We start from the raw sequence: 25045 nt of genomic DNA, 5'->3' as shown, positions 1-25045 counted from the left end.
GCATGACAGGCATGCCGCGAGATGAATTGTGGCAACCCGCCGCATCCGCTACCAAGGTGGGCAAAATATCAGGGGATAAAGTCACATGACCATCGGTTATGACAGCCGCTATGCCTGGGGCCGGCTGCTGGCCGGCCTGGTCATCGCCACCATCGGCGGCGTCGGCCTGTGGTCGCCGGTGGCGGTTCTGCCCACCATCGAGGCCGAATTCGGCCTGGGGCGTGGTGGCGCGTCGCTGCCTTATACCGCCACGATGATCGGATTCGCCGCGGGCGGCGTCTTGATGGGGCGCTTGGCCGACCGGCGCGGCATCATGGTGCCGCTGGTCTTGGGCAGTTTCATGCTGGCCCTGGGCTTTGTTGCCGCGTCCCTCTCGCAGACCTATTGGCAGTTCATCCTGGCGCAGGCATTGCTCATCGGCATGCTGGGCTCGTCCAGCACCTTCGGGCCGATGGTGGCCGATATATCGCTCTGGTTCATGCGGCGGCGGGGCATCGCGGTCGCCATCGTCGCCAGCGGCAATTACCTTGCCGGCGCCATCTGGCCGCGGCTGCTGTTGCCGGCGATCGAGGCTTACGGCTGGCGCGTCGCTTATGCAGGCATCGGCATCATCTGCCTCGTCACCATGCTGCCGCTTTGTTACCTGCTGCGCCGGCGCCCGACTTTCGAGACGGCCGTGCCGCGCGACACGCCCGCCGCCAAGCCGATCGGTTCAAAAAAAGAAGCGCCGTTCTACTTGCAGGGCCTCCTCATGTTCGCCGGGATCGCCTGCTGCGTCGCCATGTCGATGCCGCAAGTTCACATGATCGCCTATTGCGGCGATCTCGGTTACGGTGCCGCGGCGGGTGCCCAGATGCTCGGCATCATGCTGCTGACCGGCGTCATCAGTCGCCTCGCCTCCGGCATGATCGCCGATCGGATCGGTGGGCTCGGTACCCTCATCCTGGGTTCCACCCTGCAATGCCTGGCGCTCATCTTCTATCTGCCCTTCGATGGGTTGATGTCGCTCTACATCGTCTCGGGGCTGTTCGGCCTCAGCCAAGGCGGCATCGTGCCGAGCTATGCCCTCATCGTGCGCGACAATTTCCCGGCCCATCAGGCGGGCGTGCGCGTCAGCCTGGTGCTGATGGCGACCGTCGTCGGCATGGCACTGGGTGGCTGGATGTCGGGCGCCATCTACGATCTGACGCATTCCTATCACATGGCTTTCTTGAACGGCATTGCCTGGAACGTGGTCAACATGGCGATCGCCTTGTGGCTGCTCATGCGCCGCTCGCCAGGGCGGCTGGTCGCGGCTTAGGATAACCACCGACCAGATCAACCAGAAGGGTTTGCACGATGGCGACCGCACCATTCGATTTCCGCAGCGCCGATGGCCATCATCTCTCCGGCCGGCTCGACCTTCCGGATGGCGCGCCACGGGCCTATGCGCTTTTTGCCCATTGCTTCACCTGCACCAAGCAATCGATTGCCGCCGTGCGCATCGCCCGGTCGCTGACCCAGCGCGGCATTGGCGTCCTGCGCTTCGATTTCACCGGATTGGGCGAGAGCGAGGGCGATTTTGCCGACAGCACCTTCAGCGGCAATGTGCGCGACGTCGTGGCGGCGGCGGCAGGCATGGCTGAAAAGGGCATGGTGCCGCGTCTTCTCATCGGCCACAGCCTGGGCGGCGCCGCAGTCCTCGCGGCAGCCGGCGATATCGCCAGCGTCGCCGCAGTCGCCGTCATCGGCGCACCCTTCGACGTCAAGCATGTGACCTTGCAGTTCGGCGACCGGTTGCCGGAGCTGATGGAGAAGGGCGAGGCGGAGGTCGATCTCGGCGGCCGGCCCTTCAACATGCGCCGATCGTTCATCGACGATCTCGATCGGCACGACCAGAAATCCCGCATCGCCGACCTGCGCCGTGCCTTGCTGGTGCTGCATTCCCCGGTCGACCAGACGGTTGGTGCGGAGAATGCCGGCGCCATCTTCCAGGCCGCCAAGCATCCCAAGAGCTTCGTCTCCCTCGACACGGCCGATCACCTGCTGACCAGGCCCAGTGACGCGGCTTACGCAGCCGATGTGATTTCGGCCTGGGCCTCGCGCTATCTCGGCGCCGATCTGGCCACCGGTTCAGAATGGGCGGAAGAGATGCCGGAGAAGAACGTGGTGGTCGAAGAGACCGGCGGCGGCAAATTCCAGGTGGCGGTCAAGACCGGCCACAGCCGCTTCATCGCCGACGAGCCGAAGGATGTGGGTGGCTTGGGCTCCGGGCCCAGCCCACATCAATTGGTGGCGGCGGGGCTCGGTGCCTGCACCACCATGACCCTGCGCATGTATGCCGAGCGCAAGGGCTGGCCGGTGGCGCATATCCGGACCGAGGTCAGGCATGTGACAGAGAAGGGGACGACACCGCCCGATCTTTTTACGCGCGACATCACCATCAGCGGCGATCTCGATGCGGAGATGCGCCAGCGCCTCATCGAGATCGCCGAGAAATGCCCGGTGCACAAGACATTGACGGCCGGCGCCCGCATCACCACGCGCGAATCTGGACGCAATTGATGACGGATCAACGCCTGCAGGCCCCGGCCGTCCAACGCAACCGCGATCCCATTCTCGATGTGCTGGGGCGCGTGCTGCCCAAAGACGGCACTGTGCTGGAAATCGCCAGCGGCAGCGGCGAGCATGTCATTCATTTTGCCCGTGCCTTGCCCGACTTGACCTTTCAGCCGAGCGACATGTCGCTCGAGAGCTTGAAAAGCATCGCCGCCTGGGTCGCCTCCAGCGGCGTCCCCAATATCTTGCCACCGCTTCATCTTGACGTGACGCAGGATATTTGGCCGGTAGATGCCGTGCAGGCGGTTCTGTGCATCAACATGATTCACATTTCGCCCTGGGCCGCGACCGCAGGACTGATGCGCGGCACAGCCAAGCTGTTGTCGGCGGGCGGCGTGCTTTACCTCTATGGCCCCTACAAGCGCGGGCAGCTACACACGGCCCCCAGCAACGCAGCCTTCGACGCGGATTTGCGCGCGCGGGACCCGGCATGGGGCGTGCGGGATCTCGACGATGTTGCAGCTTGCGCCGCATCTGCCGGGTTTTCGGTACCGGACGTCTTGGAGATGCCGGCCAATAATCTCAGCGTCGTGTTTCGCCGCCGTTAGTGACTTGCCGGCCGTCCGAGGCGATAGAGCACATGCGGTCGCAGCCAATGGCCGGCATCGAAGCGCGGATCCTCGAAATCGCCTGCCAGATCGCGCCGCATGCCGAGTTTTTCCATGACGCGGTGCGAAGGGGTGTTTTCGACATGCGCTGCCGCAACGATTTCGGCGGCGTCCGTGCGCGACCAGCTTGCGGCGATACAGGCTCTGGCAGCCTCGGTGGCATATCCTTGCCCCCAATAGGCGCGGCCGATGGTCCAGCCGGCTTCGAGCGCCGGGGCGCCGCGCATGACGGCCCGGCTGGCATCGTCGATGACGCCGACGCCGGCATCGCCGATCAGCGCGCCGTCCGATTTGCGTATGATTGCGCGCCAGCCCAGGCCGGTCGCGTCAAGCGTGTCGATATAGCCGTCGATCCAGGCGGATGCGGTGGCCGCGTCGATCACGCCGCGAAAAAATTTGCGCAGGATGGGATCGGCCAGAAAGGCGGCGTAGGGCGCGCGGTCTTCATCCCGCCAATTGCGCAACAGCAGTCGCGCCGTTTCGATGGGCTGGAGGGGCAACGCCTTCAGCGCGCTTCGCCGATCAATCGCTCGACCGAGGTGAGGACCATCAGCGAACGGCGATGCATCTTCCAATCGCCTTCGCCCTCGAACTGCGCAACGCGGTTCTTGGCGATCATCAAGGCGCTTTCGCGATAGCGAGCAATCAGTTCTGCGGCGGCCTTGTCATAGGTCTCGACGGTGTCGATGCTCATATCCCTACCCTTTGTCTGACACTGATCTGTGTCTTTGCACGCGCAACGCCCAGTCATCCCCTACTGGTTGTCATCATCGCTTGTGCTTGGCCGGATCTTTTTTCGGAACGCACGGTCCCGTTTCAGGTGCCATTCCCGGCTCATGGCCTCGCGTCGTGTCGCATATTGTTCGTGATAGAGCAATGTCCAAACGTGGCCGCGGGTCGACTTGGCGCCGCTGCCGTTATTATGTTGCGCGAGACGCCGTTCCAGATCGAGCGTCCAGCCGACATAGGTTCGGTAGCCACGTGGGGTCTCGCAGCCTAGAATATAGACGAAACAAGGCGATGGCTCTTTGACGGCAACCATGATGCAATCTGCGGACCTGGACCTGTGGATAACATCTAGCGCGTTTTGCATGGCGCGCACCAGCTTGATGCATGGCTGGCCGGAACCGGCGGCAGTCGATTCCGTTATGCACGCGGTGCAGCAAGGATGACCTGTCTCATGGCGGACTCGGCGGTGCGCCAGCACCTCCCGCAGCGCGACGCAGCGGCGCTGGCGGAAGCGAATATCGAAAAACTTCTGGCGCGACTGCCGTCTTGGCTGGCGCGCGCGATCCGTGGTCTGCGCCGCCCGCATGCGCGCTGGGTGCGCTTGCCTGTTGCGGCGCTGCTCATTCCCGGCGGCTTCCTCAGCTTCCTGCCTGTGTTCGGATTGTGGATGCTGCCACTGGGGCTGCTGTTGCTGGCGGTCGACATTCCACTGCTCAAACACTTGCTCTATCGCTTCATCAACTGGCTCGCGGTGAAGCGGCCGCAGTGGTTCCCATGAACGATCAGATTTTTCGCAGCATCGGCGAATGGCTCTCGGTGGTGCACATACCGCTGGCGCTGATCGTCACCTTTCATGTCCTCCTCTATAAACGCGACGTGCGCTCTGCGGTGGGGTGGATGGGCCTTGCCTGGCTCTCACCCATCATCGGCTGTCTGCTCTATGCGCTGTTCGGCATCAACCGGGTGCAGCGCAAGGCCTTCCGCATCAAGCGACGGCGTCGCCGCGCCTTGCACAAGCATCCCTATCTCGAGTCGCCGCCACGGCGTGACTATCTTGCCCCACTCCAGCAGGCGGTCGCCCGCATCACCGAGCGGCCCACCCAATCTGGCAATAATATCAAGCTGTTAAGGAATGGCGACGAAGCCTATCCAGCGATGCTGGCGGCGATCAACGGCGCCAGCAGCAGCATTGCGCTGTCCAGTTACATCTTCGATGACGATGCGATCGGGCGGGCTTTCATTGCCGCCCTTTCGGACGCAAAACAGCGCAAGGTCGATGTGCGCATCATCGTTGACGGCGTCGGCAGCGGCTACCTGTTGTCACCGGCCTATCATCGCATGCGGGCCGAGGGCCTGAAGGCCGCGCGCTTCCTGCATTCCTTCGTGCCGTGGCGCATGGCCTTCCTCAATCTGCGCAGTCACCGAAAGATTCTCGTCATCGACGGCCGCCAGGCCTTCATCGGCGGCATCAACATCAGCAGTGACAATCTGCTGGCGCACCAGACTGACAATCCGATCCGCGACGAACATTTCTCGGTCGAGGGTCCGGTCGTGGCGCAGATCATGGAAGCCTTCGCCACCGATTGGATCTTCACGACAGGCGAAGAGTTGAAAGGCCCGCTGTGGTTTCCGGTCATCGATCCCGCCGGCCGCGCCGAGGCACGTGTCGTCACGTCAGGCCCCGACCAGGATATCGACAAGATCGAATTCATGTTCCTGCAGGCGATCAGCACCGCGCGCGCCTCGATCAAGATCGTAACGCCCTATTTCCTGCCCGAGGACCGGCTCATCACCGCGCTTTCACTTGCCGCCATGCGGGGCGTTTCGGTCGATGTCGTCATTCCGGCGGAATCCGACCATGCCTTCATCGATTGGGCGACGCGGGCGCATGTCGAGCCGCTGCTGGTGTCGGGTGGGCGGCTGTGGCGGGCGCCCAAGCCCTTCGAACATTCGAAGCTGCTGACCATCGACGGCCGCTGGTCGCTGATCGGCAGCGCCAATTGGGATGCGAGGTCCATGCGTCTCAATTTTGAAATCAATCTCGAGATCTACGACCGCATCTTCGCCCGCCAGATCGAGGCGGAGTTCGAACGCAAGCGCGGCAAGGGCTTCACCCTGAAGCAATTGCGCCGGCGGCCGTTCCTTGTCCGATTGCGGGACAGGGCGGCGAGGTTGCTGCTGCCGTATCTTTAATTTCGCCGCTTCTTGCGCAATCCAGTCTTGTCATCCCCGCTTTCGCGGGGATGACAAATAAGCGGGGATGACAAGTAGCGGCCGTAGTGACAGAGAAAAATGTCGCTAAGCCCGGCTTAGCAGCACCTCGATCGGGTGATGATCAGAGGGACCCCGTCCCAGCACGCGGGCCTGGGTGCAATGCAGGTCGCGGATGAGGCAGCGGTCGAGACGGGTTTTAAGCTTGTGTGTCGGGTTGCGCGGGCCCACTTCGGCAAATCCACCCAAGGCGATCGGCCCCACGGCATTGCAATCGCCGATGATGACCGTGGGGCCATGCGTCGCCTCGGCTATGGCCTTGAGCTGCCGGCGATTGAGCACCTGCCCATGGGAAAGATGCACATTGGCGATGGAGATGCCGTCGAGTTTCAGAATCTGCGCCAGACGTGGCGGCACACGGATGGGAAAGGGTGAGATGGGCAAGGGAATGGAGTAGCCCTCACCCAGTTCATGGCGCGACCAGAAGGCCAGGCCATAGACGCGCTTCTGCATTTCCTGCCAGTGGAAGTGGCCGCCGACCAGCTGCGGCAAGGCCTCCAGCGGGCGCTTGGCCTCCTGCATCAACAGCAGGTCCGGCTGTTCCGCCTCGATGAGGCTGGCAAGGTCGCCGACCAGCGCGCCCCCGCGATGCCACAGATTCCAGCTGATCACCTTGATGGGCTTGGACATTCTTTGGGATGGTCCTCCTGCTTGCCGATTCTAGCAAGGAATGCGCCGGACGCGACCCCGTTCCTTCGCTCACAAGGGTCGCCTTCAGTCTTTTTCTGTTCTAGAAGATGGAAGCTCGCGGCCAGCCGGCCCGCTATCCCTGGAGTCCTATCGCATGACCCCCATGGCGCTGCTCATTTTTTCCGGCGTTTATGCCCTGGCTGTTCTCTCGCCGGGACCGGGCGTCGCTGCCGTGGTGGCGCGGGCACTAGCCACCGGGCATCGCCGCACCATGCCCTTCATCGCCGGCATCGTCTGCGGCGATCTGTTCTGGTTCGGCCTGGTGGTGAGCGGCCTCACGGTGCTGGCACACAATTTCTATTACGTCTTCGCCGCCATCAAATATGTCGGCGCCGCCTACCTCCTCTATCTCGCCTGGAAGCTGTGGCGGGCGCCCGCCAAGATGCCGGAAGACCAGGATTATGCCCGCGGCGAGGGCCTGCGCCTGGCGCTCTCGGGCTTTTCCATGACCGTCGGCAATCCGAAAACCATGGTGTTCTTCCTCGCCATCCTGCCCCAACTCGTGGTGCTGGAAGAGATGCGCTGGCCCGCCATCCTCGAGCTCTGCGTGCTGATGCCGCTCATCCTCTTTGCCGTCATGATGGTCTATGCCGTGCTGGCGGCGAAGGCACGGGCCTTCATCGCCTCGCCCAAGCAGATGAAGATCGTCAACCGCACGACCGGCGGCGTCATGGCCGGCGTGGCCGTCGCCGTGGCCACGCGCTGACATCATGAGCCTGCGCCCGATAGCCGAGATCGCCAGCTACCACGCCCACATCTATTTCGACGGGCCGGAACAGCGGGCCATTGCGATGGATTTGCGTGACCGCATCGCCGAGCGCTTCACGGTGGCACTGGGGCGCGTCCATGACCGCCGCATCGGTCCACACGCCCGCGCGATGTATCAGGTCAGCTTCGACGTGCCGACCTTTGCCCTGTTCGTCCCCTGGCTGATGCTGAACCGGCAGGGCCTTGCCGTGCTGGTCCACCCCAATACCGGCCGCGAGCGCATCGACCATCTCGAGCAAGGCCTGTGGCTCGGCGAAATCCTGCCGATCGTCAACCAAGACATGTTGCAGGAAGAGACTGAGGCGGAAGAAGCGCGCCCGCCCAATACCGCACCCACGCTGGTTCCCTAATAATCGCGCATCTCGTAATCGGCGACGATTTCATCGCGCACGGCGAAGATCACGCAGTCTCGGCTGGGCGGCGAGATATCCTCGCAGCGCTTCAATGCCTCTTCACGGGTGGCGCCGGCCTTGCCCGCACTGGGCAGGCATTTGGTCAAGGCGCAGCCCGACGGCGCACCGCCTAGTCCATCCTCGGTCACCGCATAATAGGCTTCGTCGCTGCCAAGATTGTTGAGGTAGATCTGGTAGTCTGCCCAGATGGCGGGGGCGAGGTCGACCTTGTCGTCGCCGGCATCGGCCGGCAAGGCGGCAATCCCTACAACGACGGGTGAGAACCACAACAAGGCGATAATGCCGTCGGCGATCCAGCGCATGACTAGCTTCCCTCATGGGTGGGACCCGCATCCCGGGCCACGCCAATCAACGCCCGGAAAATCCCCCGGTTCCCGGCCTCAGGGGCCATTATGCCATTTCCAGCAAGACTGACTTCCCGCCAGCGCGGCTACAGCGCGCAGGGCCCCATCCCTTACTCATGGAACACCACCACCCACGCCATCAGGAGAACCGATCATGAGTGAGAAAGTCATTGTCATTACAGGCGCTTCGCGCGGCATCGGTGCCGCTTTGGTCGCGGGGCTTCAGGCCGATGGCCACCGCATTGTCGCCAATTCCCGCAACCTGCAGCCGGCCAACGATACCCATATCCTCAGCATCGCCGGCGACGTTGCCGACCCCGCCGTGGCAGACCGTATCGTGGCGGCGACACTGGAGCGCTGGGGGCGCATCGACACGCTCGTCAACAATGCCGGCATCTTCATCGGCAAGCCGTTCGTCGACTACACGGCTGAGGATTACAACGCCGTCATGTCGACCAATGTCGCTGGCTTCTTCCACATCACCCAGCGCGTGGCGCGCCAGATGCTGAAACAGGGCAGCGGCCATATCGTCAACGTGACGACCTCGCTGGTCGATCAACCGATCGGTGCGGTGCCCACGGGTCTTGCCGCGCTCAGCAAGGGCGGGCTCGCCGCCATCACCAAATCGCTCGCCACCGAATATGCAACCAAGGGCATTCGCGTGAATGCCGTCTCGCCGGGTATCATCAAGACGTCGATGAACGAAGGTGCGGACCGCAACTTCCTGGCCAAGCTCCAGCCCATGGGACGGCTTGGCGAAACGGACGAGATCGTCGAAGCTGTGCGCTATCTCGACCGCGCCGCTTTCGTGACCGGTGAGATCATCCATGTCGATGGCGGCGCCCATGCCGGCCAATGGCAGATCGCCAGCTAAAAGAAGAAGGGGAGAATGTGAATGCCTTACGTCAACGTCAAGATCACGCGCGAGGGTGGCACCACGCGCGAACAGAAGGCCCAGGTGATCAAGGGCATCAGCGAAGTCCTGCGCGATGTCTTGGGCAAGCCGCTCAGCGCCACCTTCGTCGTCATCAACGAGGTGGAGCTTGAGGATTGGGGTGTGGGCGGCCTGCCGGTCGAAGACTATCGCCGGCAGGCCGGCGAAAAGAGCTGACCCCGCGCCTCAGAGCTTTGCCATACGCGCCAGATCCGCCTTCAGCCGGGGCACGGCGAAGTCGAAGAAGGCGCGCACTTTGGGAACGCCGAGGCGGCCCTCCGGTGTCAGGAGATGCACCGGCAGGGCCGCTTCCGGCGGATCGACCAGCACATGGACGAGCCGGCCGGCGCGGACCTCCTCGGCGACCTGGTAGGAAAAGACCCGTGTCAATCCATGCCCTTCGACGGCGGAGGCCACCGCCGCCTCGACCGTGTTGACCACGAGGCGGGGGGCGATATCGATGCTTTCAGCCTTCCGCCCTGGCCTCCCTTGCGGAAAGGCCCAATTGTCGGCGCCGAACACCGTCATGGCGATGCATTGATGGTCGGCCAGATCTTTGGGCAATCGGATCCTGGGGCGGCCCTGCAAATAGGCAGGCGATGCCGCCACGACCCGCCGCACCTCGCCGAGCCGGATCGCGATCAAACTCGAATCCGGCAGATGCGCGATGCGCAGTGCCACGTCGATGCCTTCCTCGATCAGCGACACTTTCCGGTCCATCAGATGGAGCCGCGCGCGGATCTCCGGATGTGCGTCCAAGAACGCATCGAGCACTGGGCGCAGCACCGTTCCGCCGCTGGACAGCGGACCGGTCAGTGTGAGGAGCCCGCGTGGCGCGGCACCTTCGCCGGATGCCAGCAGATCGGCCTCGTCGAGTTCAGACAGCACGCGGCGGCAGGCGGCGGCATAGCGCTCCCCCGCTTCGCTGAGGCGAATGGAACGTGTGGTGCGGTGCAGCAGCGGCGTCCCGACATGGCTTTCCAGGAAACCGATGGCACGCGTGACAGCCGCCGCCGAATGGCCGAGCTTACGGCCCGCCCCCGCAAGACTGCCTTCATCGAGTGCCGTCACGAAGACGCGCATCGCATCGATCCTGTCCATCCGGCGCTCCCGCTTGTCGTTCCTGCGGCATTATGGCGAAAGTTGATATCTGCGCCAGCGCAAGAGCCCCCGCACAAGAACCCCAGCACAAGAACCGGAGTGCGTGTCGATCGCCCGTTCGCCAGATTAAGGTCCATCACCTTCGCGACTGAAAGGACGAGCGATGACCAGGACCGAAAAGACAGATCGCGCTGCAGCGACCCTCAACGATCCGCGCTGGGCCGCTGTCGTGGCGCGCGATGCCACGGCCGATGGCCGTTTCTTCTATTCCGTCAAGACCAGCGGCGTCTATTGCCGGCCGGGCTGCAAGGCCCGACCGGCGCGCCCGGAGAATGTCGCCTTTCACGACCATGCGGCGGCGGCCGAGGCTGCCGGCTTTCGCCCCTGCAAACGGTGCAAGCCGGATTTGCTGCGGGCAGTGACGCGCTATGCGACGGCACAGATCGATCTTGGCATCTTGCTGGTGGCTGAGAGCGACAATGGCATCTGTGCCTTGACCCTGGGCGATGACAAAGCCGCGTTGATTGAGGACCTGCAGCAGCGTTTTCCGAAAGCGCAGCTGGTTGAGACGCTTGGTTCGGCATCGCTGGCGCTGGCGCTGGCCTTGCTGGCCGATCCAGCGGGCACGGCGATGGGGCGGCTCGATCCGCAAGGCACGCCCTTCCAGCGCAGGGTGTGGCAGGCATTGCTGGCGATCCCGGCTGGCAGCACCGCAAGCTATAGCGAACTTGCCGCCGCCATCGGCCGGCCGCGCGCGGTGCGGGCCGTGGCACGGGCCTGCGGTGCCAATCCGATCGCCGTCGCCATTCCCTGCCACCGTGTCATCGGCAGCAATGGCGCGCTCACGGGTTATCGCTGGGGTGTCGCACGCAAGCGCGCGCTGCTGGCACGAGAGTGGGCTTCATGAAGCGCATTGACTGGCAGGCGGTCGGCACTGCGCTCGATTCCGACGGCCATGCCGTGCTGCCTGGTTTCCTGGCGGCGGCAGATTGCGCCGCCCTCATCGCCGGCTATGACGATGAGCGGCATTATCGCAGCCGCGTGGTGATGGAGCGGCATGGCTTTGGCCGCGGCGAATACAAATACTTCAGCTATCCGCTGCCGCCGCTCATTGCGCAACAGAGGGCGACGCTCTATGCCCAGCTGGTTCCCATCGCCAACCGCTGGAACGCGGCGATGGGGCTGGGTCTGCGCTATCCGGAAACCCATGCCGATTTCCTCGGGCAATGCCACCAGGCCGGGCAGGTGCGGCCGACGCCGCTCATCCTGCGCTACAACCCTGGCGACTATAATTGCCTGCACCAGGACCTATATGGTGCGCTTGCCTTTCCGCTGCAGATCGCGGTCCTGCTGTCGCAACCCGGTGCCGATTTCGAGGGCGGCGACTTCGTGCTGACTGAACAGCGCCCGCGCCAGCAATCCAGGCCGATGGTCGTGCCGCTGCAAAAGGGTGACGCCGTGCTCTTTGCCGTGCATCATCGGCCGGTGGCGGGTACGCGCGGCACCTATCGCGTCAACCTGCGCCATGGGGTGAGCCGTGTCACCGCCGGGCAACGTTATACGATGGGCATCATTTTTCACGACGCGACATGATCCAGGACCTTTTCTCCGACAGCACCGAACAGCTCGACGACGGCGCCTGGCTCCTGCGCGGCTTTGCGCTGGAGAAGGCCGTGCCGCTCATCGCGGCGATCGAGGCGGTGGCAAAGGCGGCACCCTTTCGCCATCTGGTGACGCCGGGCGGCTTTCGCATGTCGGTCGCGATGACCAATTGCGGCGCCTATGGCTGGGTCTCGGACCGGCGCGGCTATCGCTATGACGCGGTTGATCCCGACACGGGTCGGGCCTGGCCGGCGATGCCGTCTTCCTTCCTCGATCTCGGGCGGGAAGCGGCGCAGGCCGCCGGCTATGCCCAGTTCAATCCGGATGTCTGCCTGGTCAACCGCTACACCCCCGGAACAAGGCTGACCTTGCACCAGGACCGGGACGAGGGCGATTTTGCGCATCCCATCGTTTCCATCTCCCTCGGCGTCCCCGCCACATTCCTGTGGGGCGGCTTGGCGCGCGGCGACAAGACCCGGCGTTATGCACTCTACCATGGCGATGTCGTCGTCTGGGGCGGTCCGTCCCGGCTGCGCTTTCACGGTATCGCCCCGCTCAAATCGGCGGATCATCCGCTCACCGGCAATCTCCGCTTCAACCTCACCTTCCGTCGGCAGGGTTCTTAAGGACGGCACTGGCGCCAGCTACAGGGTCCGCATGGCCCAGATGAAGGCGCCGCTGGCCGCGAGCGACGCCACGGTCCGCACATGGTTCCACATGACCCAATCCTTGAGATAGCGGGGCCAGAACAGGGCGGCATCGGCGCTGTCGGGTTGGAGCGGGACCAGCGCCTCGTTCAGCGGCACATTGCCGAAGACAGTGACGGCGAAGCTGCCGATCACGTAGAGCACGCTCCCCAAGGCGACATAGCCCATGCCTGGCATCGACAGGTGGCTGAGCGCATACCCCGCCACCAGCAACGCCAGCAAGGCCGTGCCCATGAAGACGCCGAGGAAGATCGGATTGATGACGACGACATTGATCGATTGCATCGCGGCGATGCCCTGGGCTGCCGGCAAGCGGCCGAGCGCGCCCATGACAAAACTCGAGAATGCGAAGAACACACCGGCGATCAGGCCGGACCCCAGGGCCAGCAGAAAGGTGAGGGATGTGGTGAGCCAATCCAACATGGTCGTTATCCACCCGTTCAAGGTTGCAGGGTTTTGAGATAGGCGATGAGGTCGGCCCGGTCTTGTGCGTCCTCGACCGAGACATTCATGTCCTGGCCCGGCAGCAGGGCTTCGGGGTCGGCAAGCCAGGCATCGAGCAATTGGTCGCTCCAGATAAAGCCTGCACCGCGCAAGGCATCCGAATAATCGAAGCCGGGGACCGAGCCGGCTTGCCGGCTGAACAGGCCGCGATGATGCGGCCCGCGCTGGTCCGTGTCTGCCGCGTGACAGGCGCTGCAATCCTCGGCGTAAAGCGCGGCGCCGCGCGCCGGATTGCCCGCCGCTTCAGCCGACGGCGCCTGCAAGGCCATGAAAAGGAACAAGATTGCCGCCAAAAACGCCCGTTTCATCAGTCTCTCCAAAATATGAGCAATCCTCATATTGCAGAAAGTGATAAACCCTCATATTATTCCCGGCAAGCAGAATCTGGAGACGGGCGATGAGCGACGCGATGACGACGGCAGGACGGCGCCAGCCGACGCAGGCCCGGGCCAAGGAGCGGGTCGAGCTGATCTTGTCGATCGCGCAGGCGCGCATCGCGGCATCAGGCAGCGATGCGCTGCGCATGAGCGACATCGCGGCTGAGGCCGGCATCTCGATCGGCTCGCTCTACCAATACTTCCCTGACAAGGCCGCCATCATCGGGACGTTGGCCGAGCGCTATAACGCCGAAGGGCAGGCCTGCGTGGCGGCGATCTTCGCTGGCGTCACGGAGCCTGCCCATCTTGAAGCGGCGCTCGTTGCGACACTCGACGGCTATTACCGCATGTTCTGCGCGGAGCCGGTGATGCGCGACATCTGGTCGGCGACCTTGGCCGACAAGGCGCTGCAGGAAATCGACGCCGCCGATTGCCGTGCCCATGGCGAACAGCTGGCCGATCTGCTGCACCGCCTGAAAAGCGCCAAGCGGCAGCGCGACGAACGCGACCGCGCCGCGTTTCTCACCATGCAGCTGATCGCGGCCATCGTGCGTGCGGCCATCGCGCAGCCGCGGCAAGAAGGCGACGCCCTGATCGAGACGGCAAAGCGCCTGCGTCCCTGGGCCGGGCTCGTCGATCAGATCGTCGCGCAGTAGTTTTGTCCCCGCGCGACGTTTGACAACCGGTCAATATGTTGATATCAACCTTTTATCGCAGCGGCAGGCCGCCGACCGCGGACGTGCAACAGACCGCCCAAACCCAAGTCGGAGGAAACGATGCGTTACATCGAAGCTTTCGTGCTGCCCGTGCCGAAGAAGAACCTCGCCGCCTATCAGAAACTCGCCCGCAAGACGGCCAAGATCTTCAAGAAGCATGGTGCGCTGGAGGTCTACGAATATGTCGGCGACGATCTTGATGTCACATACGCCGTTCCCTTCCCAAAGCTTGCCAAGATAAAAAAAGGCGAGACCGTGATCTTCTCCTGGATGGTCTTCAAATCGAAGGCGCATCGCGACAAGGTCAATGCCGAATTCTTCAAGGATCCGCTGACGTCCGGCATGGACATGTCGAAGCTGCCCTTCGACGTGAAGCGCATGTGCATGGGTGGCTTCAAGCTCCTCGTCGCGGGCTGATCCGATTCACGATGCTGCTGCTTCTAAGCGCCGCCGCGCGGCAATCCTGCAACAAGACCGCTAAATGGGAGACGATGATGAAGCTCAACCCCTATCTGACCTTTCACGGCAATGCCCGCGAGGCGTTCGAGTTCTATGCCAAGGTCCTGCGCGGCAAGATCGTCATGATGCTGACCAATGGCGAAACGCCGATGCGCGACCAATGCTCACCCACCGGCCTCGCGCGCATTGCGCATACGCGCCTTGTCATCGGCGACCAGGTGCTGATGGCCTCCGACAGCCCGGAAGGCATGGAGTGCCAGACCCAGGGCATGATGGTGTCGCTGAATGTCGACACGCCGGCCGAGGCGACGCGGATCTATAACGAGCTCGGCGCGGGCGGGAAGGTGACCATGCCGCTCGCCGAGACCTTCTGGTCGCATGCCTTCGCCATGTTCACCGACAAGTTCGGCATTCCCTGGATGGTGAACTGCGAAAAGCCGATGTAGGCGCCCAGCGCGCCTAAGGCTGGTCGAGCCGGCCCGCGCGCATGATGTGCCAGTACATGAGATCGGGGTAGCGCGTCTCGCTGAGCGGTGCCCGGTGGCAGCGCTGGATGATATCGGTGTCGGAGGCGGCGTTGCCTTCGATGATGACGAGACCCTGGTCGGTCAGCGCCACGTCCCAGCCGATGATGGCGCGGTCGGCGAAGGCTTGATGGGCATCGAGGACCAAGGCCAACATCTCCGGCCAGTGCGGCAGGACACGGTCCTTGATCAGGGCGCCCGAAACCGGATGCCGGTCGACCCAGCCGACGCTTTTCAGGAAACCCTTGTCTGTCGCGGCACCCAACCTGCCGGTCGTCAGATCGACGGCCGCGGCAATGCCGCCGGCATGATAATTGTCGACGATGCTGCCCTTGCGGCTCGGCATGCGAAAGACCGCGCGAATGGCTTCCGCGGCACCCTCCTCGTTGATCGCCGTCACGACGCGCACGGTGGCCAAGGCATCCTGGGCGAGGTCGCGCAAGGCCGGGTCGTTCACCAAGCGCTCCTGCACCAGATAGGGTTCGCGCTTTGACAGTGTCGAAAGACGCGACAGCAGGCCCGCCGCGTCGCATTCCAACCCATCCTGGTGCCGATAGCGGCCATCGGCATAGCGCCATAGTTCGGCCCGGCTGCCACCCCGCCCGCGCGTGCGCTTGATGAACAGATCTTTGGGCGGCAGGTCGCGGCTGGTGCCGACGATGCGACCCTTCGCAAAGGCCGCAATCACCGGGGCCACCTTGATGCCCTTGCTGGCGGCATATTGGGCAAAGCCGACTTTGTCGCTGAGCGGGGTCGTTGTGCCAGCAGGCGGTTTCAACAGACGATAGAGCGTGTCCTTGGTCGCAAAGCGATGCACATAGCCGGCGGCGCGCGCATAGCATTGCGGCAGATAGAGTTCCAGCTTGTAGTAATAGTCCGGCCGAAAGCCGAACCGTGCCGCCAGCACCAGTTGCTCCCAGGCCTGGCGCAGGATGCCCTTGCCGCTTGCCGCCCGTGCCATGCCGGCATGGGGAACGGTCGCGAGGATGATGCGCACCAGCGTGAAGACCGGCCACAGGGCCAGCAGCGCCACGATCATCAGACGATCGAAAATTCCCCGACTTTGCCAGATGGCGCGGTAATGCGCGTGATGCAGGGCGTCGACCGTGCCGGTGGCGTTGGCCAGCGGCACCCAGGCCAGCGGTAAAGGTGGCGGCATCATCTGCGCCGTGATCTTCGTGCCGTTCAGTATCTTCGTCGTCATGGCAGCCCTGGGCGGTTAACGCGGTGTCGATGTGAGGGCCGCCAAGATATGGAGGTTATGTGGCACTTTTGGGTCTGCTGTCCTGATTTGAACTGAACGAAACCCATGTATTTAACAGAACCTTAGATATTTAGTGGTAAATCCCCCTGAGCATTCATTCTTTCGTCCCTGAGGTCACGCTCATGAAGTCGCTCACCATTCGTACCGCCTTGCTGGCTGTTTCATCGGCAGTCCTGCTGCTGTCGCTCGCTGTGGGCGGCATCGTGATGACAAGCATCAAGACCCTCAATGACGGCGCCAACACGCTCTATGACGATATTCTGCCGGGCATCCAGGCGGCCGAGGAAATGAATGTCGCCTTCGGCGATCTGCGCATCGCCGGCGCCGAGCATCTGATGGCCTCGACCGATGCCGAGCAGGACACGGCCGAAAAGGACATCACCGCGGCCGGTGCCACCTTCGACGAATGGGCGAAGAAATATGAGGCGACCCTCACCGGAGACACCGCCGCTGCCTCGGATGCGGCCGATCTCGCCGGCGAAAAGGCGACCCTCGATAAAATCACCGGCGGCTTCGAAACCTATGAGCAGCTGAATGAAAAATTTGTGGCGTTGTCGCGTGCCAGCAAGGACGATGAAGCCGGCGCCCTGTTTCGCGGCGAGATGAAAAAGATCTACGATGAAGTCGGCACCGAACTTGACGGCCTCATCGATGACAACAATGGCGATGCGGACGGCGTCAACGATGACAACGACGCGACCTATGCCAGCACCTGGTGGACCGTCGCTGGCCTGGTGGGCGCGCTGATCTTGCTCGTTGCCGGTCTCATCATCTTTGCCATGGCCGGCGTCGTGAAGCCGATCCAGCGCGTTGTCCGCGCCATGGGTGATCTTGCCGGCGGCAACAAGCAGGTCGCCATTCCCTATACCGACCGCCGCAACGAATTGGGATCCATGGCAGCCGCCATCCAGGTCTTCAAGGACAACATGATCGAGGCCGATCGCCTGCGCGCCGAACAGGAAGAGGCGAAGGCCCGCGCCGAAGCCGAACGGCGCCGTTCCATGCTGGAGATGGCCGACAAGTTCGAGGCCAGCGTGGGTGGCGTCGTCAGCGCCGTGACCGCCGCCGCCACCGAACTGCAGAAGACGGCACAAACCTTGTCGGCGACGGCCGAGGAGACCTCGCGCCAGTCCGGCGTCGTCTCCGCGGCGGCCGAGGAAATGACTCAGAACGTCCAAACCGTGGCATCCGCCACCGAGGAGCTTTCCGCCTCGATCCACGAGATCAGCGGCCAGGTGACGGAATCGACCCGCATCGTCGGCGACGCCGTCGCCCAGGCCGACGAAACCAATGCCAAAGTTCAGCTGCTCTCAGCCGCCGCGCAGAAGATCGGCGAGGTGGTGACGCTCATCAATGACATTGCCGGCCAGACCAACCTGCTGGCGCTTAACGCGACCATCGAGGCCGCCCGTGCCGGTGATGCCGGCAAGGGCTTCGCCGTTGTCGCCTCCGAGGTGAAGAATCTCGCCACGCAAACGGCCAAAGCCACCGACGACATCGCCGAACAGGTGCGCTCGATCCAGGATTCGACCGACAGTTCGGCCCAGGCCATCCAGGGCATCACCCAGACCATCGGCCGCGTCTCGGAAATCGCCACCACCATCGCCTCGGCGGTGGAGGAGCAGGGGGCGGCGACGCAGGAGATTTCCAGGAACGTGCAACAGGCGGCGACCGGCAGCACCGAGGTTTCCACCAATATCGCCGGTGTTACCGAAGCCTCGCAGCAGACCAGCGCCGGTTCGACCCAGGTCTTGAGTGCCGCCAGCGAATTGGCGCGCAATGGCGCGTTGCTGCAGCAGCAGGTCAGCGACTTTCTGCGCCAGATCCGCGCCGGCTGACGATCAATCTAGAGCTTGCGTGCAGCGAGGATGTGCCCGCCAGGGCCATCCTGCACCAGGATGGCGCCGGCTAATTCACGCCCTTCCTGCGCCGGCGGCAGATCGAGGCTCAGCGCAGCACCTGACCAGGTGCCAAGACGCGTCAGTTCCCGCACCGCATGGCCGATCTGCAGCACGCGCCGGCGATTCTCGCCGCGCGCCACGGGTACCTCGGCAATGCCAGGGTCGTAACGCACCAGCCACACATCGGCGGCCCGTGCCGGCGATGCCGCAGCCGCGACGACGATCTTCTCGCCCGCCACATCGATCGCTGGTTCACTTGATTGCGCAGCGGCGGCGCGGGTGACCAATGCTTCCACTTCAGACAAGTCATGGCCAACGCTGTCGGCAGTCCCATCGATCACCATCTGCGGCGTGTAGGCGCTCTGGCGGCCAAGCGGCCCTTCATAGGCGAATTGACGGTCGGTGAAGGCCTGCTTTGAGAATGTGTCGTCCCAACCCAGATCGTTCCAATAGGTGACGGCGAAGCTCAGCGCCAGGATATCCGGCCGGTCCATCAAGCGGATCAGATTGGCATCCGCCGGCGGGCAGGACGAACAGCCCTGGCTGGTGAACAACTCGACCACCACCGGGCGTGTCTCGGCCACGGCCGGGCCAGCGAACAACCCCGCAAAAGCCAGGGCCATCAACACTTGCGCCCGAAACACCTGCCTTTGCCACATGGCAAATCTCCCTGATGCATGCCTGATGGCGGTTACGTGTCGTTGTCGGGCTTTGTTACGTGGCCTTGCCCGGGCCGTGCTTGGCGCTGGGTTGATCCGGGGCCCGCTTCGCTCATAAGATGCGCCCCTTCCGCACCGGGGCGATGGCGCCCCGCTGCTGCCACCTCGTTCCATGTGATTTTCTTGACCGACGCGACTTCCCCGAACGGCCATGCCAAGCCCGGCCGCCCCGAACAATTGGCGACCCGCCTGTCCTTCTTTTTCATTGGCGTGACGCTGGCCAATTGGGCGGCGCTGGTCCCCTTCGCCAAGCTGCGCACCGGGCTTGACGATACGTGGCTGGGCTTCCTGCTGCTGTGCCTGGGTGCCGGGTCGATCATCGCCATGCCGATTTCGGGGGCGCTTTCCACCCGCTTCGGCTGCCGTGCGGTGATCCTGGTGTGCGGCTTGGCTGTTGCCCTGCTGCTGTTGCCGCTCAGTTTTCTTGCCAGCGGCGTGCTGATGGCGGTCTCGCTCTTTGCCTTCGGTGCCGCGGTCGGTGCCTGCGAGGTGGCGATGAACATCCAGGCGGTGATCGTCGAAAAGGGCGCCGACCGGCCCTTGATGTCGGGCTTTCACGGCTGCTTCAGCCTGGGTGGCTTTGCCGGTGCCGGCAGCATGAGCCTGCTGCTCTCGCTGGGTGTGGCACCTTTCACCGCGACCTTGGCGATCGTCATCGCCCTCATCGTCATCCTGGCGCTGGCGCATCGGCGCAACATCGCTTACGGCAACGAAGGTGGCGGCGGTTCACCGCTCTTCGTCCTGCCGCATGGCATCGTCCTCTTCATCGGCTTCCTCTGTTTCGTCATCTTCCTCGCCGAAGGGGCGATGCTGGATTGGAGCGGCCAGTTCCTGGTCAGCCAGCGCGGCTTCGAGGCGACGGCCGCTGGCACCGGCTACAGTGCCTTCGCCATCGCCATGACCGTGGGGCGCTTCGCCGGCGATTGGATCGTGGCGCATCTCGGGCGCTCCCGAATTCTGCTGCTGGGCGGCTGCGGCGTGACGCTGGGTTTCCTCCTTGCCGTGCTGGCGCCCGTCGACGAAGCCGCCTTGCTCGGCTTCGTGCTCATCGGGCTCGGCGCCTCCAACATCGTGCCGGTGCTCTATACCGCCGCCGGCGCGCAAAAGGTGATGTCGCCAAGCCACGCGGTCGCTGCCATCACCACCATCGGCTATGCCGGCATCCTGGTGGGGCCGGCGGCGATCGGCCCGGTTGCCGACTGGACCAGCCTCAGCTTCGCCTTCGGCCTGATCGGTGCGCTGGTTCTGGTCGTTCCGCTAAGTGCCCGGGTCATTGCCGCGCAGATGCGCTGAGGCGGCAAACGCTGGAACGATAGGATGGGGACAATTCCCCATTTTAGCCTGCTGCCATTTACGATGCAGCCGCTGCGGCATAGGGTCGCGAACGACAGCCACGTCCCCATCTCCCGGAGTTTTCCGCGTGCCCGTCCCGACCACGCTTACCTGGCGCATCGCCTGCCTTGCGAACGTCGCCATGCTGGCCTTTGCCGCCAATTCGCTGCTGTGCCGCTTGGCGCTGGGCGCCGGCAGCATCGATGCCGCGAGCTTTGCCAGCCTGCGCATGGTTTCAGGTGCCGCTGTCCTGGCGCTCATCCTGCGCCTGCGTGGTGGCTCGGTGACGGCGGGCGGCGTCATGGCATTGCGCGCTGCCGCGCGCCCGGCACTGATGCTCTTTCTCTACATGGCCTGTTTTTCCTTCGCCTATCTGTCGTTGGGCGCCGGCACGGGCGCCCTCATTCTCTTTGGCGCCGTGCAGCTCACCATGTTCTCGGTGGCGCTGCTCGGCGGCGAACGTTTCTCCGCCCTCTCCTGGGGTGGCCTTGCCCTGGCCTTTGCCGGCCTCGTCTATCTGGTGCTGCCGGGTCTCCATGCGCCCGATCCTCTTGGCGCGCTGCTGATGGTCATCGCCGGCCTCGGCTGGGGTTTCTATTCGCTGCTCGGCCGCCACGCCGCCGATCCACTGCTGGCGACCGCGCGCAACTTCCTCATGGCCGTGCCGCCGGTGCTTGCCGTCAGCCTGGCAAGCCTGCTGCTGGCGCCCGGCATAGCGCATGCCCAAACGCGGGGCGTGCTGCTGGCATTGGCGTCCGGTGCGCTCGCCTCTGGCTGCGGCTATGTCGTCTGGTACGCGCTGCTGCCGCATCTCAGCGCCATGCGCGCCGCCACCTTGCAGCTCTCGGTGCCGGCCATCGCCGCCCTGGGCGGCGTGCTGTTCCTGGGCGAGATGCTGACCCAGCGCCTCATCTTCGCCGCCATGGCCACCTTGGGCGGTGTCGCCATCGTCCTCATGCAGCGCCATCGGCCGAGGGGCTGACGCAAGGCACGACAGACCGGCATGGCGCCTTGTCGGCACGCATCTCAACCCTGTACGATAGCGGGTAGGCGCTGGGCAACACGCGAAGCGAGGGCCATGAACAGCTGGTATCTCCCGGCAGGCGACGAGGTCGACCCGCGCATTGCCTCAGCGCGCGTCCGCGCGCTGTTCAACTATTGGCGCAGCCTGGGCGTGCCCGGCACCGTCCCCGCCCGCTCTCTGGTCGATCCGGCGGCAATCAAATCGCTGCTCCCCAATCTGATGATCGTCGACCTCAGCCCGGAACCCTTGCGCATCCGCTATCGCCTGGTCGGCACCGAGGTCGTGCGCTTCACCGGCATCGAAATCACCGGCCACTATCTTGACGAATTGGAGATCGACGACTTCAGCGAAGCGGAACTGCTCGCTGTCTACCGGAAGCAACGCGACGATGGCTGGCCGGTCCAGGGCGTTGCCGAATATGCGATCCAGGGCAAGCGCCTGCTGCGCACCGAATACATCATCTGCCCGCTGCTCGATGCGCAAGGGAAGCCCAGCCAGGCCATTGTGCTGGAGGACTACCTCCTCTCCCACGGCATCGACCTGCGCACATTGCCAACGGCCCGACTGCGCGGCTGACCCCCAGAAATCGCCCAGCGCATCCAGGCCCACGCATGGCTCACGCGCCGGATCGGCATGGCCCTTGGCGCCACTCTTGCCCTAATATTCCGCCCCGGAAAGCGGCAGGAGCGACAAGGACATGGGCAAGGGTTCGGATCTGTTGGTGGCGGCGCTGGAGAATGAGGGTGTCGAGCGCATCTTCGGTGTGCCGGGCGAGGAGAATCTCGATGTCGTCGAGAGCTTACGCAAATCCAAGATCCAGCTGGTCCTCACCCGCCACGAACAGGCGGCGGCCTTCATGGCGGCAACCTATGGGCGCCTCACCGGCAAGCCCGGCGTCTGCATCGCGACCCTGGGTCCCGGCGCCCTCAATTTCACCACGGCTGCAGCCTATGCGCTGCTGGGCGGCATGCCACTGGTGATGATTACCGGGCAGAAGGGTGTGAAATCCTCGCGCCAGGCGCGCTTCCAGATCGTCGATGTGGTGTCGGCGATGCGTCCCTTGACCAAGCTCACGCGCCAGATCGTCTCGGTGCGCACCATACCCACCACCGTGCGCGAAGCCTTCCGTGTCGCCATGGACGAGCGCCCGGGCCCGGTACATCTGGAACTCCCCGAAGACGTGGCGGCGGAGGAGGCGGATGCCGCCATCATCCCGCCCCATGCGCTGGAACTGCCCGTGGCCGGCGCAGAAGCCCTCGACCGCGCGGCGGCGATGATCAAGGCGGCGAAACGCCCGCTGGTGATGCTGGGGGCCGCGGCCTCGCGCCCGCGCGCCACAGCCGATCTCGCGCAATTCGTCATCCGCACGCGCATTCCCTTCTTCACGACGCAGATGGGCAAGGGCACCGTCCCCGGCGGGACCGAACTCTATATGGGGACGGCCGCCTTGTCGGAACGCGACTATGTGCACGACGCCATCGACCGCGCCGACCTCATCATCACCATCGGCCATGACACGATCGAAAAGCCGCCCTTCATCATGGGGCCGCAGGGACCGCAGGTCATTCACGTGGGCTACCAGCCGGCAACTGTCGAGCAGGTCTATTTCCCGCAAGCCGAGGTGGTGGGCGATATAGGCCCCAGCCTGCGCCTCCTCGCCGACCGTCTTGAGGGCAAGCTGCCGCAGGCCGGCGCGCTATTGCCCCTGCGCCAGACGATTCTGGCACGCCTCGCCGACCGCGCGACCGAAGATCGTTTCACGCCGCAACGCATCGTCCATGACGTGCGCCAGGTGATTCCGGCCGACGGCATCGTCGCCCTCGACAACGGCATGTACAAGATCTGGTTCGCGCGCAACTACCGCACGACCATGGCGAACACGCTGTTGCTCGACAATGCGCTGGCCACGATGGGCGCGGGGCTCCCCTCGGCGATGATGGCCGCCATTCTCTATCCCCAGCGCCGGGTGCTCGCGGTCTGCGGCGATGGCGGCTTCATGATGAACAGCCAGGAAATGGAAACGGCTGTGCGCCTGAAGCTCAACCTTGTCGTCCTCATCCTCGAGGACGGCGCCTATGGCATGATCCGCTGGAAGCAATCGGTCGACGCCTTCCCCGATTTCGGCATGACCTTCAACAACCCGGATTTCGTGCGCTATGCCGAAAGCTATGGCGCCAAGGGCCACCGGGTGACGGCGATTGGCGATTTCGTGCCGACTTTGGAGGCGGCCTTCAAGGCCGGCGGCGTGCATCTTGTGACGGTGCCGATCGATTACAGTGAGAACACCCGCGTCCTCAATCAGGAACTCGCCAACCACGTGCCGGCCAGCCTCGACTAATCATCCCGCGCAGAAAGTTGTCCTGATGCCCACCGCGCCGCAAAAGCCCGGCTTCTTCCTGCCGATTCTCGCCGGGGCCACCTGGCGCGACCGCGTCATCGCCTGCCTCGGTGCGTTTGCCGGCATCTGCGTCACCTATCTGCTGTGCCGCCTCACCCCGGGCAGCCTCACGGGTGACATGGCGCATCTCCCTTACCTGGTGGCGCCGATGGGGGCCAGTGCCGTGCTGCTCTTTGCCGTGCCGGCCAGTCCCCTCGCCCAGCCCTGGCCGATCATCGGCGGCAACACCATCTCGGCCGCCATCGGCATTCTGGTGGCGCTTCTCCTGCCGGATCCGATCCTCGCTGCCGGCATCGCCGTGGCACTGGCCATCGCCGTCATGTCGCTTTGCCGCTGCCTGCATCCGCCGGGCGGGGCGGCAGCACTCCTCGCCGTGCTGGGCGGGCACAACGTCACCGATGCCGGATTGCTCTTCGCGCTCGATCCGGTGGCGATCAATGCGGTGCTGATCACGCTGGTGGGTCTTGGCTATCACCGGCTGCTGAAGCACAACTATCCGCACAAGCCCTTGGCGGCGCCGGTCAACACCCATGGTACCACGGATGCCGTACCCGGCCTGCGCATCGGCTTCACCGCTGGCGATATCGACGGGGCATTGGCCGATCTCGGCGAAGCCTTCGACATCGACCGCGCCGATCTCGACCAGCTGCTCTCGCGCGTGGAACTGCGGGCTCTCGAACGCAGCCATGGCAACCTCACCTGCGCCGATATCATGTCGCGCGACATCGTCCATGTGGCGCCGACGACAGCGATCGACGAGGCGCGCGCCTTGCTGCTGCAGCGGAACCTGCGCATGCTGCCGGTCGTCGATTCTGCGGGAAAGGTCTTAGGCACCGTGGGCCTACGCGAATTGCTCAAGGCAGATGCCGATGTCGCTGCCGTCATGTCGGCGGCCTGGACGACAACCGCGGAAAAGCCGGCCATCGACCTCATCGCCCCCTTGACCGATGGCAAGACCCACGCCGCCGTCATCACCGATGCGGCGCATCATCTGGTCGGCGTGGTGACGCAGACCGATCTTCTGGCCACCCTCGGCCGTGTGCCAGTCGCCGACTGAACAGC

At 64.2% G+C, this 25045-nt stretch carries 31 protein-coding genes; 21 read left to right on the top strand and 10 right to left on the bottom strand.

The features are described from left to right. Nucleotides 1–85 precede the first annotated feature (85 nt). From SMD31_RS07130 to SMD31_RS07120, 3 genes are read left to right on the top strand one after another with little or no spacing between them, the layout of a single operon-like run. Nucleotides 86–1300 carry an MFS transporter gene (locus SMD31_RS07130; protein ID WP_320500119.1) on the top strand — a complete coding sequence of 405 codons (1215 nt, stop codon included), beginning with the start codon at nucleotides 86–88 and terminating at the stop codon, nucleotides 1298–1300. A gap of 38 nt (nucleotides 1301–1338) precedes the next feature. Continuing rightward, a complete protein-coding gene (locus SMD31_RS07125; protein ID WP_320500118.1) occupies nucleotides 1339–2544 on the top strand; it encodes a bifunctional alpha/beta hydrolase/OsmC family protein in 1206 nt (401 codons plus the stop codon). Next, nucleotides 2544–3146, top strand: a complete 603-nt coding sequence (locus tag SMD31_RS07120; RefSeq protein WP_320500117.1) for a DUF938 domain-containing protein — start codon at nucleotides 2544–2546, stop codon at nucleotides 3144–3146. Before SMD31_RS07125 ends, SMD31_RS07120 begins: the two co-directional genes overlap by 1 nt. Here the strand turns inward: SMD31_RS07120 and SMD31_RS07115 are convergent. Genes SMD31_RS07115 through SMD31_RS07105 form a run of 3 tightly spaced genes read right to left on the bottom strand, consistent with a single transcriptional unit; the run spans nucleotide 3143 to nucleotide 4248 of the window. After that, on the bottom strand, nucleotides 3143–3706 hold the full coding sequence (locus SMD31_RS07115; RefSeq protein WP_320500116.1) for a GNAT family N-acetyltransferase: 564 nt from the start codon (nucleotides 3704–3706) through the stop codon (nucleotides 3143–3145). The genes SMD31_RS07120 and SMD31_RS07115 overlap by 4 nt on opposite strands. 5 nt (nucleotides 3707–3711) lie before the next feature. After that, nucleotides 3712–3900, bottom strand: coding sequence for a hypothetical protein (locus tag SMD31_RS07110; RefSeq protein ID WP_320500115.1), 189 nt, complete (start codon nucleotides 3898–3900; stop codon nucleotides 3712–3714). Between the two features lie 60 nt (nucleotides 3901–3960). Further along, nucleotides 3961–4248 carry a GIY-YIG nuclease family protein gene (locus SMD31_RS07105; RefSeq protein WP_320500114.1) on the bottom strand — a complete coding sequence of 96 codons (288 nt, stop codon included), beginning with the start codon at nucleotides 4246–4248 and terminating at the stop codon, nucleotides 3961–3963. A 138-nt stretch (nucleotides 4249–4386) separates the two neighbouring features. On the opposite strand from SMD31_RS07105, the gene SMD31_RS07100 reads away from it, so the two are divergent. After that, nucleotides 4387–4713 (top strand): hypothetical protein, encoded by a 327-nt coding sequence (locus SMD31_RS07100; RefSeq protein WP_320500113.1) that lies wholly within the window; start codon nucleotides 4387–4389, stop codon nucleotides 4711–4713. After that, on the top strand, nucleotides 4710–6128 hold the full coding sequence (gene cls, locus SMD31_RS07095) for a cardiolipin synthase (RefSeq protein WP_320500112.1): 1419 nt from the start codon (nucleotides 4710–4712) through the stop codon (nucleotides 6126–6128). The genes SMD31_RS07100 and cls overlap by 4 nt, the downstream gene beginning before the upstream one ends. A 105-nt stretch (nucleotides 6129–6233) precedes the next feature. On the opposite strand, the gene SMD31_RS07090 is transcribed toward cls, so the two are convergent. Further along, on the bottom strand, nucleotides 6234–6836 hold the full coding sequence (locus SMD31_RS07090; RefSeq protein WP_320500111.1) for an endonuclease/exonuclease/phosphatase family protein: 603 nt from the start codon (nucleotides 6834–6836) through the stop codon (nucleotides 6234–6236). A gap of 154 nt (nucleotides 6837–6990) precedes the next feature. Between SMD31_RS07090 and SMD31_RS07085 the strand changes: the two genes are divergently transcribed. Both SMD31_RS07085 and SMD31_RS07080 read left to right on the top strand, forming a co-directional pair. Next, nucleotides 6991–7602: a LysE family translocator gene (locus SMD31_RS07085; protein WP_320500110.1), complete on the top strand. Its 612-nt coding sequence runs from the start codon at nucleotides 6991–6993 to the stop codon at nucleotides 7600–7602. Nucleotides 7603–7606: 4 nt separating this feature from the next. Next, nucleotides 7607–8014, top strand: coding sequence for a DOPA 4,5-dioxygenase family protein (locus SMD31_RS07080; RefSeq protein ID WP_320500109.1), 408 nt, complete (start codon nucleotides 7607–7609; stop codon nucleotides 8012–8014). Here the strand turns inward: SMD31_RS07080 and SMD31_RS07075 are convergent. Beyond that, complete coding sequence (locus tag SMD31_RS07075; protein ID WP_320500108.1) at nucleotides 8011–8379, bottom strand: hypothetical protein; 369 nt, start codon at nucleotides 8377–8379, stop codon at nucleotides 8011–8013. The two genes, SMD31_RS07080 and SMD31_RS07075, sit on opposite strands and share 4 nt — an antisense overlap. A 196-nt stretch (nucleotides 8380–8575) precedes the next feature. Between SMD31_RS07075 and SMD31_RS07070 the strand changes: the two genes are divergently transcribed. Both SMD31_RS07070 and SMD31_RS07065 read left to right on the top strand, forming a co-directional pair. Then, nucleotides 8576–9295: an SDR family NAD(P)-dependent oxidoreductase gene (locus SMD31_RS07070; RefSeq protein ID WP_320500107.1), complete on the top strand. Its 720-nt coding sequence runs from the start codon at nucleotides 8576–8578 to the stop codon at nucleotides 9293–9295. Nucleotides 9296–9316: 21 nt separating this feature from the next. Further along, nucleotides 9317–9532 carry a tautomerase family protein gene (locus SMD31_RS07065; protein ID WP_320500106.1) on the top strand — a complete coding sequence of 72 codons (216 nt, stop codon included), beginning with the start codon at nucleotides 9317–9319 and terminating at the stop codon, nucleotides 9530–9532. 9 nt (nucleotides 9533–9541) lie between these two features. Here SMD31_RS07065 and SMD31_RS07060 read toward each other — a convergent pair whose 3' ends face one another. After that, nucleotides 9542–10456: a LysR family transcriptional regulator gene (locus SMD31_RS07060; RefSeq protein WP_320500105.1), complete on the bottom strand. Its 915-nt coding sequence runs from the start codon at nucleotides 10454–10456 to the stop codon at nucleotides 9542–9544. A 163-nt stretch (nucleotides 10457–10619) separates the two neighbouring features. Between SMD31_RS07060 and SMD31_RS07055 the strand changes: the two genes are divergently transcribed. From SMD31_RS07055 to alkB, 3 genes are read left to right on the top strand one after another with little or no spacing between them, the layout of a single operon-like run. Then, nucleotides 10620–11363, top strand: coding sequence for a methylated-DNA--[protein]-cysteine S-methyltransferase (locus SMD31_RS07055; RefSeq protein WP_320500104.1), 744 nt, complete (start codon nucleotides 10620–10622; stop codon nucleotides 11361–11363). Beyond that, the gene (locus tag SMD31_RS07050; protein WP_320500103.1) at nucleotides 11360–12049 is read left to right on the top strand and encodes a 2OG-Fe(II) oxygenase; all 690 of its coding nucleotides are present in this window, start codon (nucleotides 11360–11362) and stop codon (nucleotides 12047–12049) included. The genes SMD31_RS07055 and SMD31_RS07050 overlap by 4 nt, the downstream gene beginning before the upstream one ends. Continuing rightward, nucleotides 12046–12684, top strand: a complete 639-nt coding sequence (gene alkB, locus SMD31_RS07045) for a DNA oxidative demethylase AlkB (RefSeq protein ID WP_320500102.1) — start codon at nucleotides 12046–12048, stop codon at nucleotides 12682–12684. Before SMD31_RS07050 ends, alkB begins: the two co-directional genes overlap by 4 nt. A gap of 18 nt (nucleotides 12685–12702) precedes the next feature. Here the strand turns inward: alkB and SMD31_RS07040 are convergent, their stop codons facing one another. Both SMD31_RS07040 and SMD31_RS07035 read right to left on the bottom strand, forming a co-directional pair. After that, nucleotides 12703–13188, bottom strand: a complete 486-nt coding sequence (locus SMD31_RS07040; protein WP_320500101.1) for an anthrone oxygenase family protein — start codon at nucleotides 13186–13188, stop codon at nucleotides 12703–12705. A gap of 17 nt (nucleotides 13189–13205) precedes the next feature. Then, entirely contained in the window at nucleotides 13206–13577 is a 372-nt protein-coding gene (locus tag SMD31_RS07035) for a c-type cytochrome (RefSeq protein ID WP_320500100.1), read from the bottom strand. A gap of 89 nt (nucleotides 13578–13666) precedes the next feature. Between SMD31_RS07035 and SMD31_RS07030 the strand changes: the two genes are divergently transcribed. From SMD31_RS07030 to SMD31_RS07020, 3 genes are all read left to right on the top strand, one after another. Next, nucleotides 13667–14302, top strand: a complete 636-nt coding sequence (locus SMD31_RS07030; RefSeq protein WP_320500099.1) for a TetR/AcrR family transcriptional regulator — start codon at nucleotides 13667–13669, stop codon at nucleotides 14300–14302. A 120-nt stretch (nucleotides 14303–14422) separates the two neighbouring features. Beyond that, nucleotides 14423–14779, top strand: coding sequence for a DUF1428 domain-containing protein (locus SMD31_RS07025; RefSeq protein ID WP_320500098.1), 357 nt, complete (start codon nucleotides 14423–14425; stop codon nucleotides 14777–14779). Nucleotides 14780–14790: 11 nt separating this feature from the next. Next, the gene (locus SMD31_RS07020) at nucleotides 14791–15267 is read left to right on the top strand and encodes a VOC family protein (protein ID WP_320500097.1); all 477 of its coding nucleotides are present in this window, start codon (nucleotides 14791–14793) and stop codon (nucleotides 15265–15267) included. Between the two features lie 13 nt (nucleotides 15268–15280). Here SMD31_RS07020 and SMD31_RS07015 read toward each other — a convergent pair whose 3' ends face one another. Beyond that, entirely contained in the window at nucleotides 15281–16549 is a 1269-nt protein-coding gene (locus SMD31_RS07015; RefSeq protein ID WP_320500096.1) for a sugar-transfer associated ATP-grasp domain-containing protein, read from the bottom strand. 182 nt (nucleotides 16550–16731) lie between these two features. Between SMD31_RS07015 and SMD31_RS07010 the strand changes: the two genes are divergently transcribed. Further along, nucleotides 16732–18447 carry a methyl-accepting chemotaxis protein gene (locus tag SMD31_RS07010; RefSeq protein ID WP_320500095.1) on the top strand — a complete coding sequence of 572 codons (1716 nt, stop codon included), beginning with the start codon at nucleotides 16732–16734 and terminating at the stop codon, nucleotides 18445–18447. A gap of 8 nt (nucleotides 18448–18455) precedes the next feature. On the opposite strand, the gene SMD31_RS07005 is transcribed toward SMD31_RS07010, so the two are convergent. Further along, nucleotides 18456–19169 carry a DUF1223 domain-containing protein gene (locus SMD31_RS07005; protein WP_320500094.1) on the bottom strand — a complete coding sequence of 238 codons (714 nt, stop codon included), beginning with the start codon at nucleotides 19167–19169 and terminating at the stop codon, nucleotides 18456–18458. Nucleotides 19170–19352: 183 nt separating this feature from the next. Here SMD31_RS07005 and SMD31_RS07000 point away from each other — a divergent pair, with 183 nt between their 5' ends. From SMD31_RS07000 to SMD31_RS06980, 5 genes are all read left to right on the top strand, one after another. Continuing rightward, on the top strand, nucleotides 19353–20522 hold the full coding sequence (locus tag SMD31_RS07000; protein WP_320500093.1) for an MFS transporter: 1170 nt from the start codon (nucleotides 19353–19355) through the stop codon (nucleotides 20520–20522). 127 nt (nucleotides 20523–20649) lie between these two features. Further along, nucleotides 20650–21543, top strand: a complete 894-nt coding sequence (locus SMD31_RS06995) for a DMT family transporter (RefSeq protein ID WP_320500092.1) — start codon at nucleotides 20650–20652, stop codon at nucleotides 21541–21543. Between the two features lie 96 nt (nucleotides 21544–21639). Beyond that, complete coding sequence (locus SMD31_RS06990) at nucleotides 21640–22161, top strand: PAS domain-containing protein (RefSeq protein ID WP_320500091.1); 522 nt, start codon at nucleotides 21640–21642, stop codon at nucleotides 22159–22161. A 121-nt stretch (nucleotides 22162–22282) separates the two neighbouring features. Beyond that, nucleotides 22283–23923 (top strand): acetolactate synthase large subunit, encoded by a 1641-nt coding sequence (locus tag SMD31_RS06985; protein ID WP_320500090.1) that lies wholly within the window; start codon nucleotides 22283–22285, stop codon nucleotides 23921–23923. A 25-nt stretch (nucleotides 23924–23948) separates the two neighbouring features. Beyond that, the gene (locus SMD31_RS06980) at nucleotides 23949–25040 is read left to right on the top strand and encodes an HPP family protein (protein WP_320500089.1); all 1092 of its coding nucleotides are present in this window, start codon (nucleotides 23949–23951) and stop codon (nucleotides 25038–25040) included. The last annotated feature ends 5 nt before the right edge of the window (nucleotides 25041–25045 follow it).

This window comes from Dongia rigui (assembly GCF_034044635.1).
In the GTDB taxonomy this organism is placed as follows: domain Bacteria; phylum Pseudomonadota; class Alphaproteobacteria; order Dongiales; family Dongiaceae; genus Dongia; species Dongia rigui.
The sequence above is the reverse complement of the archived record's forward strand: the minus strand, read 5'-3'. Positions and strand labels throughout refer to the sequence as shown.

Bases quoted from the DNA above. Each gene is read 5' to 3' on its own strand.
- SMD31_RS07125 (WP_320500118.1), top strand. From the start codon at position 1,339: ATGGCGACCGCACCATTCGATTTCCGCAGCGCCGATGGCCATCATCTC.
- SMD31_RS07015 (WP_320500096.1), bottom strand. From the start codon at position 16,549: ATGACGACGAAGATACTGAACGGCACGAAGATCACGGCGCAGATGATG.
- SMD31_RS07075 (WP_320500108.1), bottom strand. From the start codon at position 8,379: ATGCGCTGGATCGCCGACGGCATTATCGCCTTGTTGTGGTTCTCACCC.
- SMD31_RS06990 (WP_320500091.1), top strand. From the start codon at position 21,640: ATGAACAGCTGGTATCTCCCGGCAGGCGACGAGGTCGACCCGCGCATT.
- SMD31_RS07035 (WP_320500100.1), bottom strand. From the start codon at position 13,577: ATGAAACGGGCGTTTTTGGCGGCAATCTTGTTCCTTTTCATGGCCTTG.
- SMD31_RS07110 (WP_320500115.1), bottom strand. From the start codon at position 3,900: ATGAGCATCGACACCGTCGAGACCTATGACAAGGCCGCCGCAGAACTG.
- SMD31_RS07090 (WP_320500111.1), bottom strand. From the start codon at position 6,836: ATGTCCAAGCCCATCAAGGTGATCAGCTGGAATCTGTGGCATCGCGGG.
- SMD31_RS07070 (WP_320500107.1), top strand. From the start codon at position 8,576: ATGAGTGAGAAAGTCATTGTCATTACAGGCGCTTCGCGCGGCATCGGT.
- SMD31_RS07055 (WP_320500104.1), top strand. From the start codon at position 10,620: ATGACCAGGACCGAAAAGACAGATCGCGCTGCAGCGACCCTCAACGAT.
- SMD31_RS07005 (WP_320500094.1), bottom strand. From the start codon at position 19,169: ATGTGGCAAAGGCAGGTGTTTCGGGCGCAAGTGTTGATGGCCCTGGCT.
- SMD31_RS06980 (WP_320500089.1), top strand. From the start codon at position 23,949: ATGCCCACCGCGCCGCAAAAGCCCGGCTTCTTCCTGCCGATTCTCGCC.
- SMD31_RS07010 (WP_320500095.1), top strand. From the start codon at position 16,732: ATGAAGTCGCTCACCATTCGTACCGCCTTGCTGGCTGTTTCATCGGCA.
- SMD31_RS06985 (WP_320500090.1), top strand. From the start codon at position 22,283: ATGGGCAAGGGTTCGGATCTGTTGGTGGCGGCGCTGGAGAATGAGGGT.
- SMD31_RS07085 (WP_320500110.1), top strand. From the start codon at position 6,991: ATGACCCCCATGGCGCTGCTCATTTTTTCCGGCGTTTATGCCCTGGCT.
- SMD31_RS07020 (WP_320500097.1), top strand. From the start codon at position 14,791: ATGCTGCTGCTTCTAAGCGCCGCCGCGCGGCAATCCTGCAACAAGACC.
- SMD31_RS07105 (WP_320500114.1), bottom strand. From the start codon at position 4,248: ATGGTTGCCGTCAAAGAGCCATCGCCTTGTTTCGTCTATATTCTAGGC.
- cls (WP_320500112.1), top strand. From the start codon at position 4,710: ATGAACGATCAGATTTTTCGCAGCATCGGCGAATGGCTCTCGGTGGTG.
- SMD31_RS07060 (WP_320500105.1), bottom strand. From the start codon at position 10,456: ATGGACAGGATCGATGCGATGCGCGTCTTCGTGACGGCACTCGATGAA.
- SMD31_RS07030 (WP_320500099.1), top strand. From the start codon at position 13,667: ATGAGCGACGCGATGACGACGGCAGGACGGCGCCAGCCGACGCAGGCC.
- SMD31_RS07100 (WP_320500113.1), top strand. From the start codon at position 4,387: ATGGCGGACTCGGCGGTGCGCCAGCACCTCCCGCAGCGCGACGCAGCG.
- SMD31_RS07040 (WP_320500101.1), bottom strand. From the start codon at position 13,188: ATGTTGGATTGGCTCACCACATCCCTCACCTTTCTGCTGGCCCTGGGG.
- SMD31_RS07065 (WP_320500106.1), top strand. From the start codon at position 9,317: ATGCCTTACGTCAACGTCAAGATCACGCGCGAGGGTGGCACCACGCGC.
- alkB (WP_320500102.1), top strand. From the start codon at position 12,046: ATGATCCAGGACCTTTTCTCCGACAGCACCGAACAGCTCGACGACGGC.
- SMD31_RS07120 (WP_320500117.1), top strand. From the start codon at position 2,544: ATGACGGATCAACGCCTGCAGGCCCCGGCCGTCCAACGCAACCGCGAT.
- SMD31_RS07050 (WP_320500103.1), top strand. From the start codon at position 11,360: ATGAAGCGCATTGACTGGCAGGCGGTCGGCACTGCGCTCGATTCCGAC.
- SMD31_RS07025 (WP_320500098.1), top strand. From the start codon at position 14,423: ATGCGTTACATCGAAGCTTTCGTGCTGCCCGTGCCGAAGAAGAACCTC.
- SMD31_RS07130 (WP_320500119.1), top strand. From the start codon at position 86: ATGACCATCGGTTATGACAGCCGCTATGCCTGGGGCCGGCTGCTGGCC.
- SMD31_RS07080 (WP_320500109.1), top strand. From the start codon at position 7,607: ATGAGCCTGCGCCCGATAGCCGAGATCGCCAGCTACCACGCCCACATC.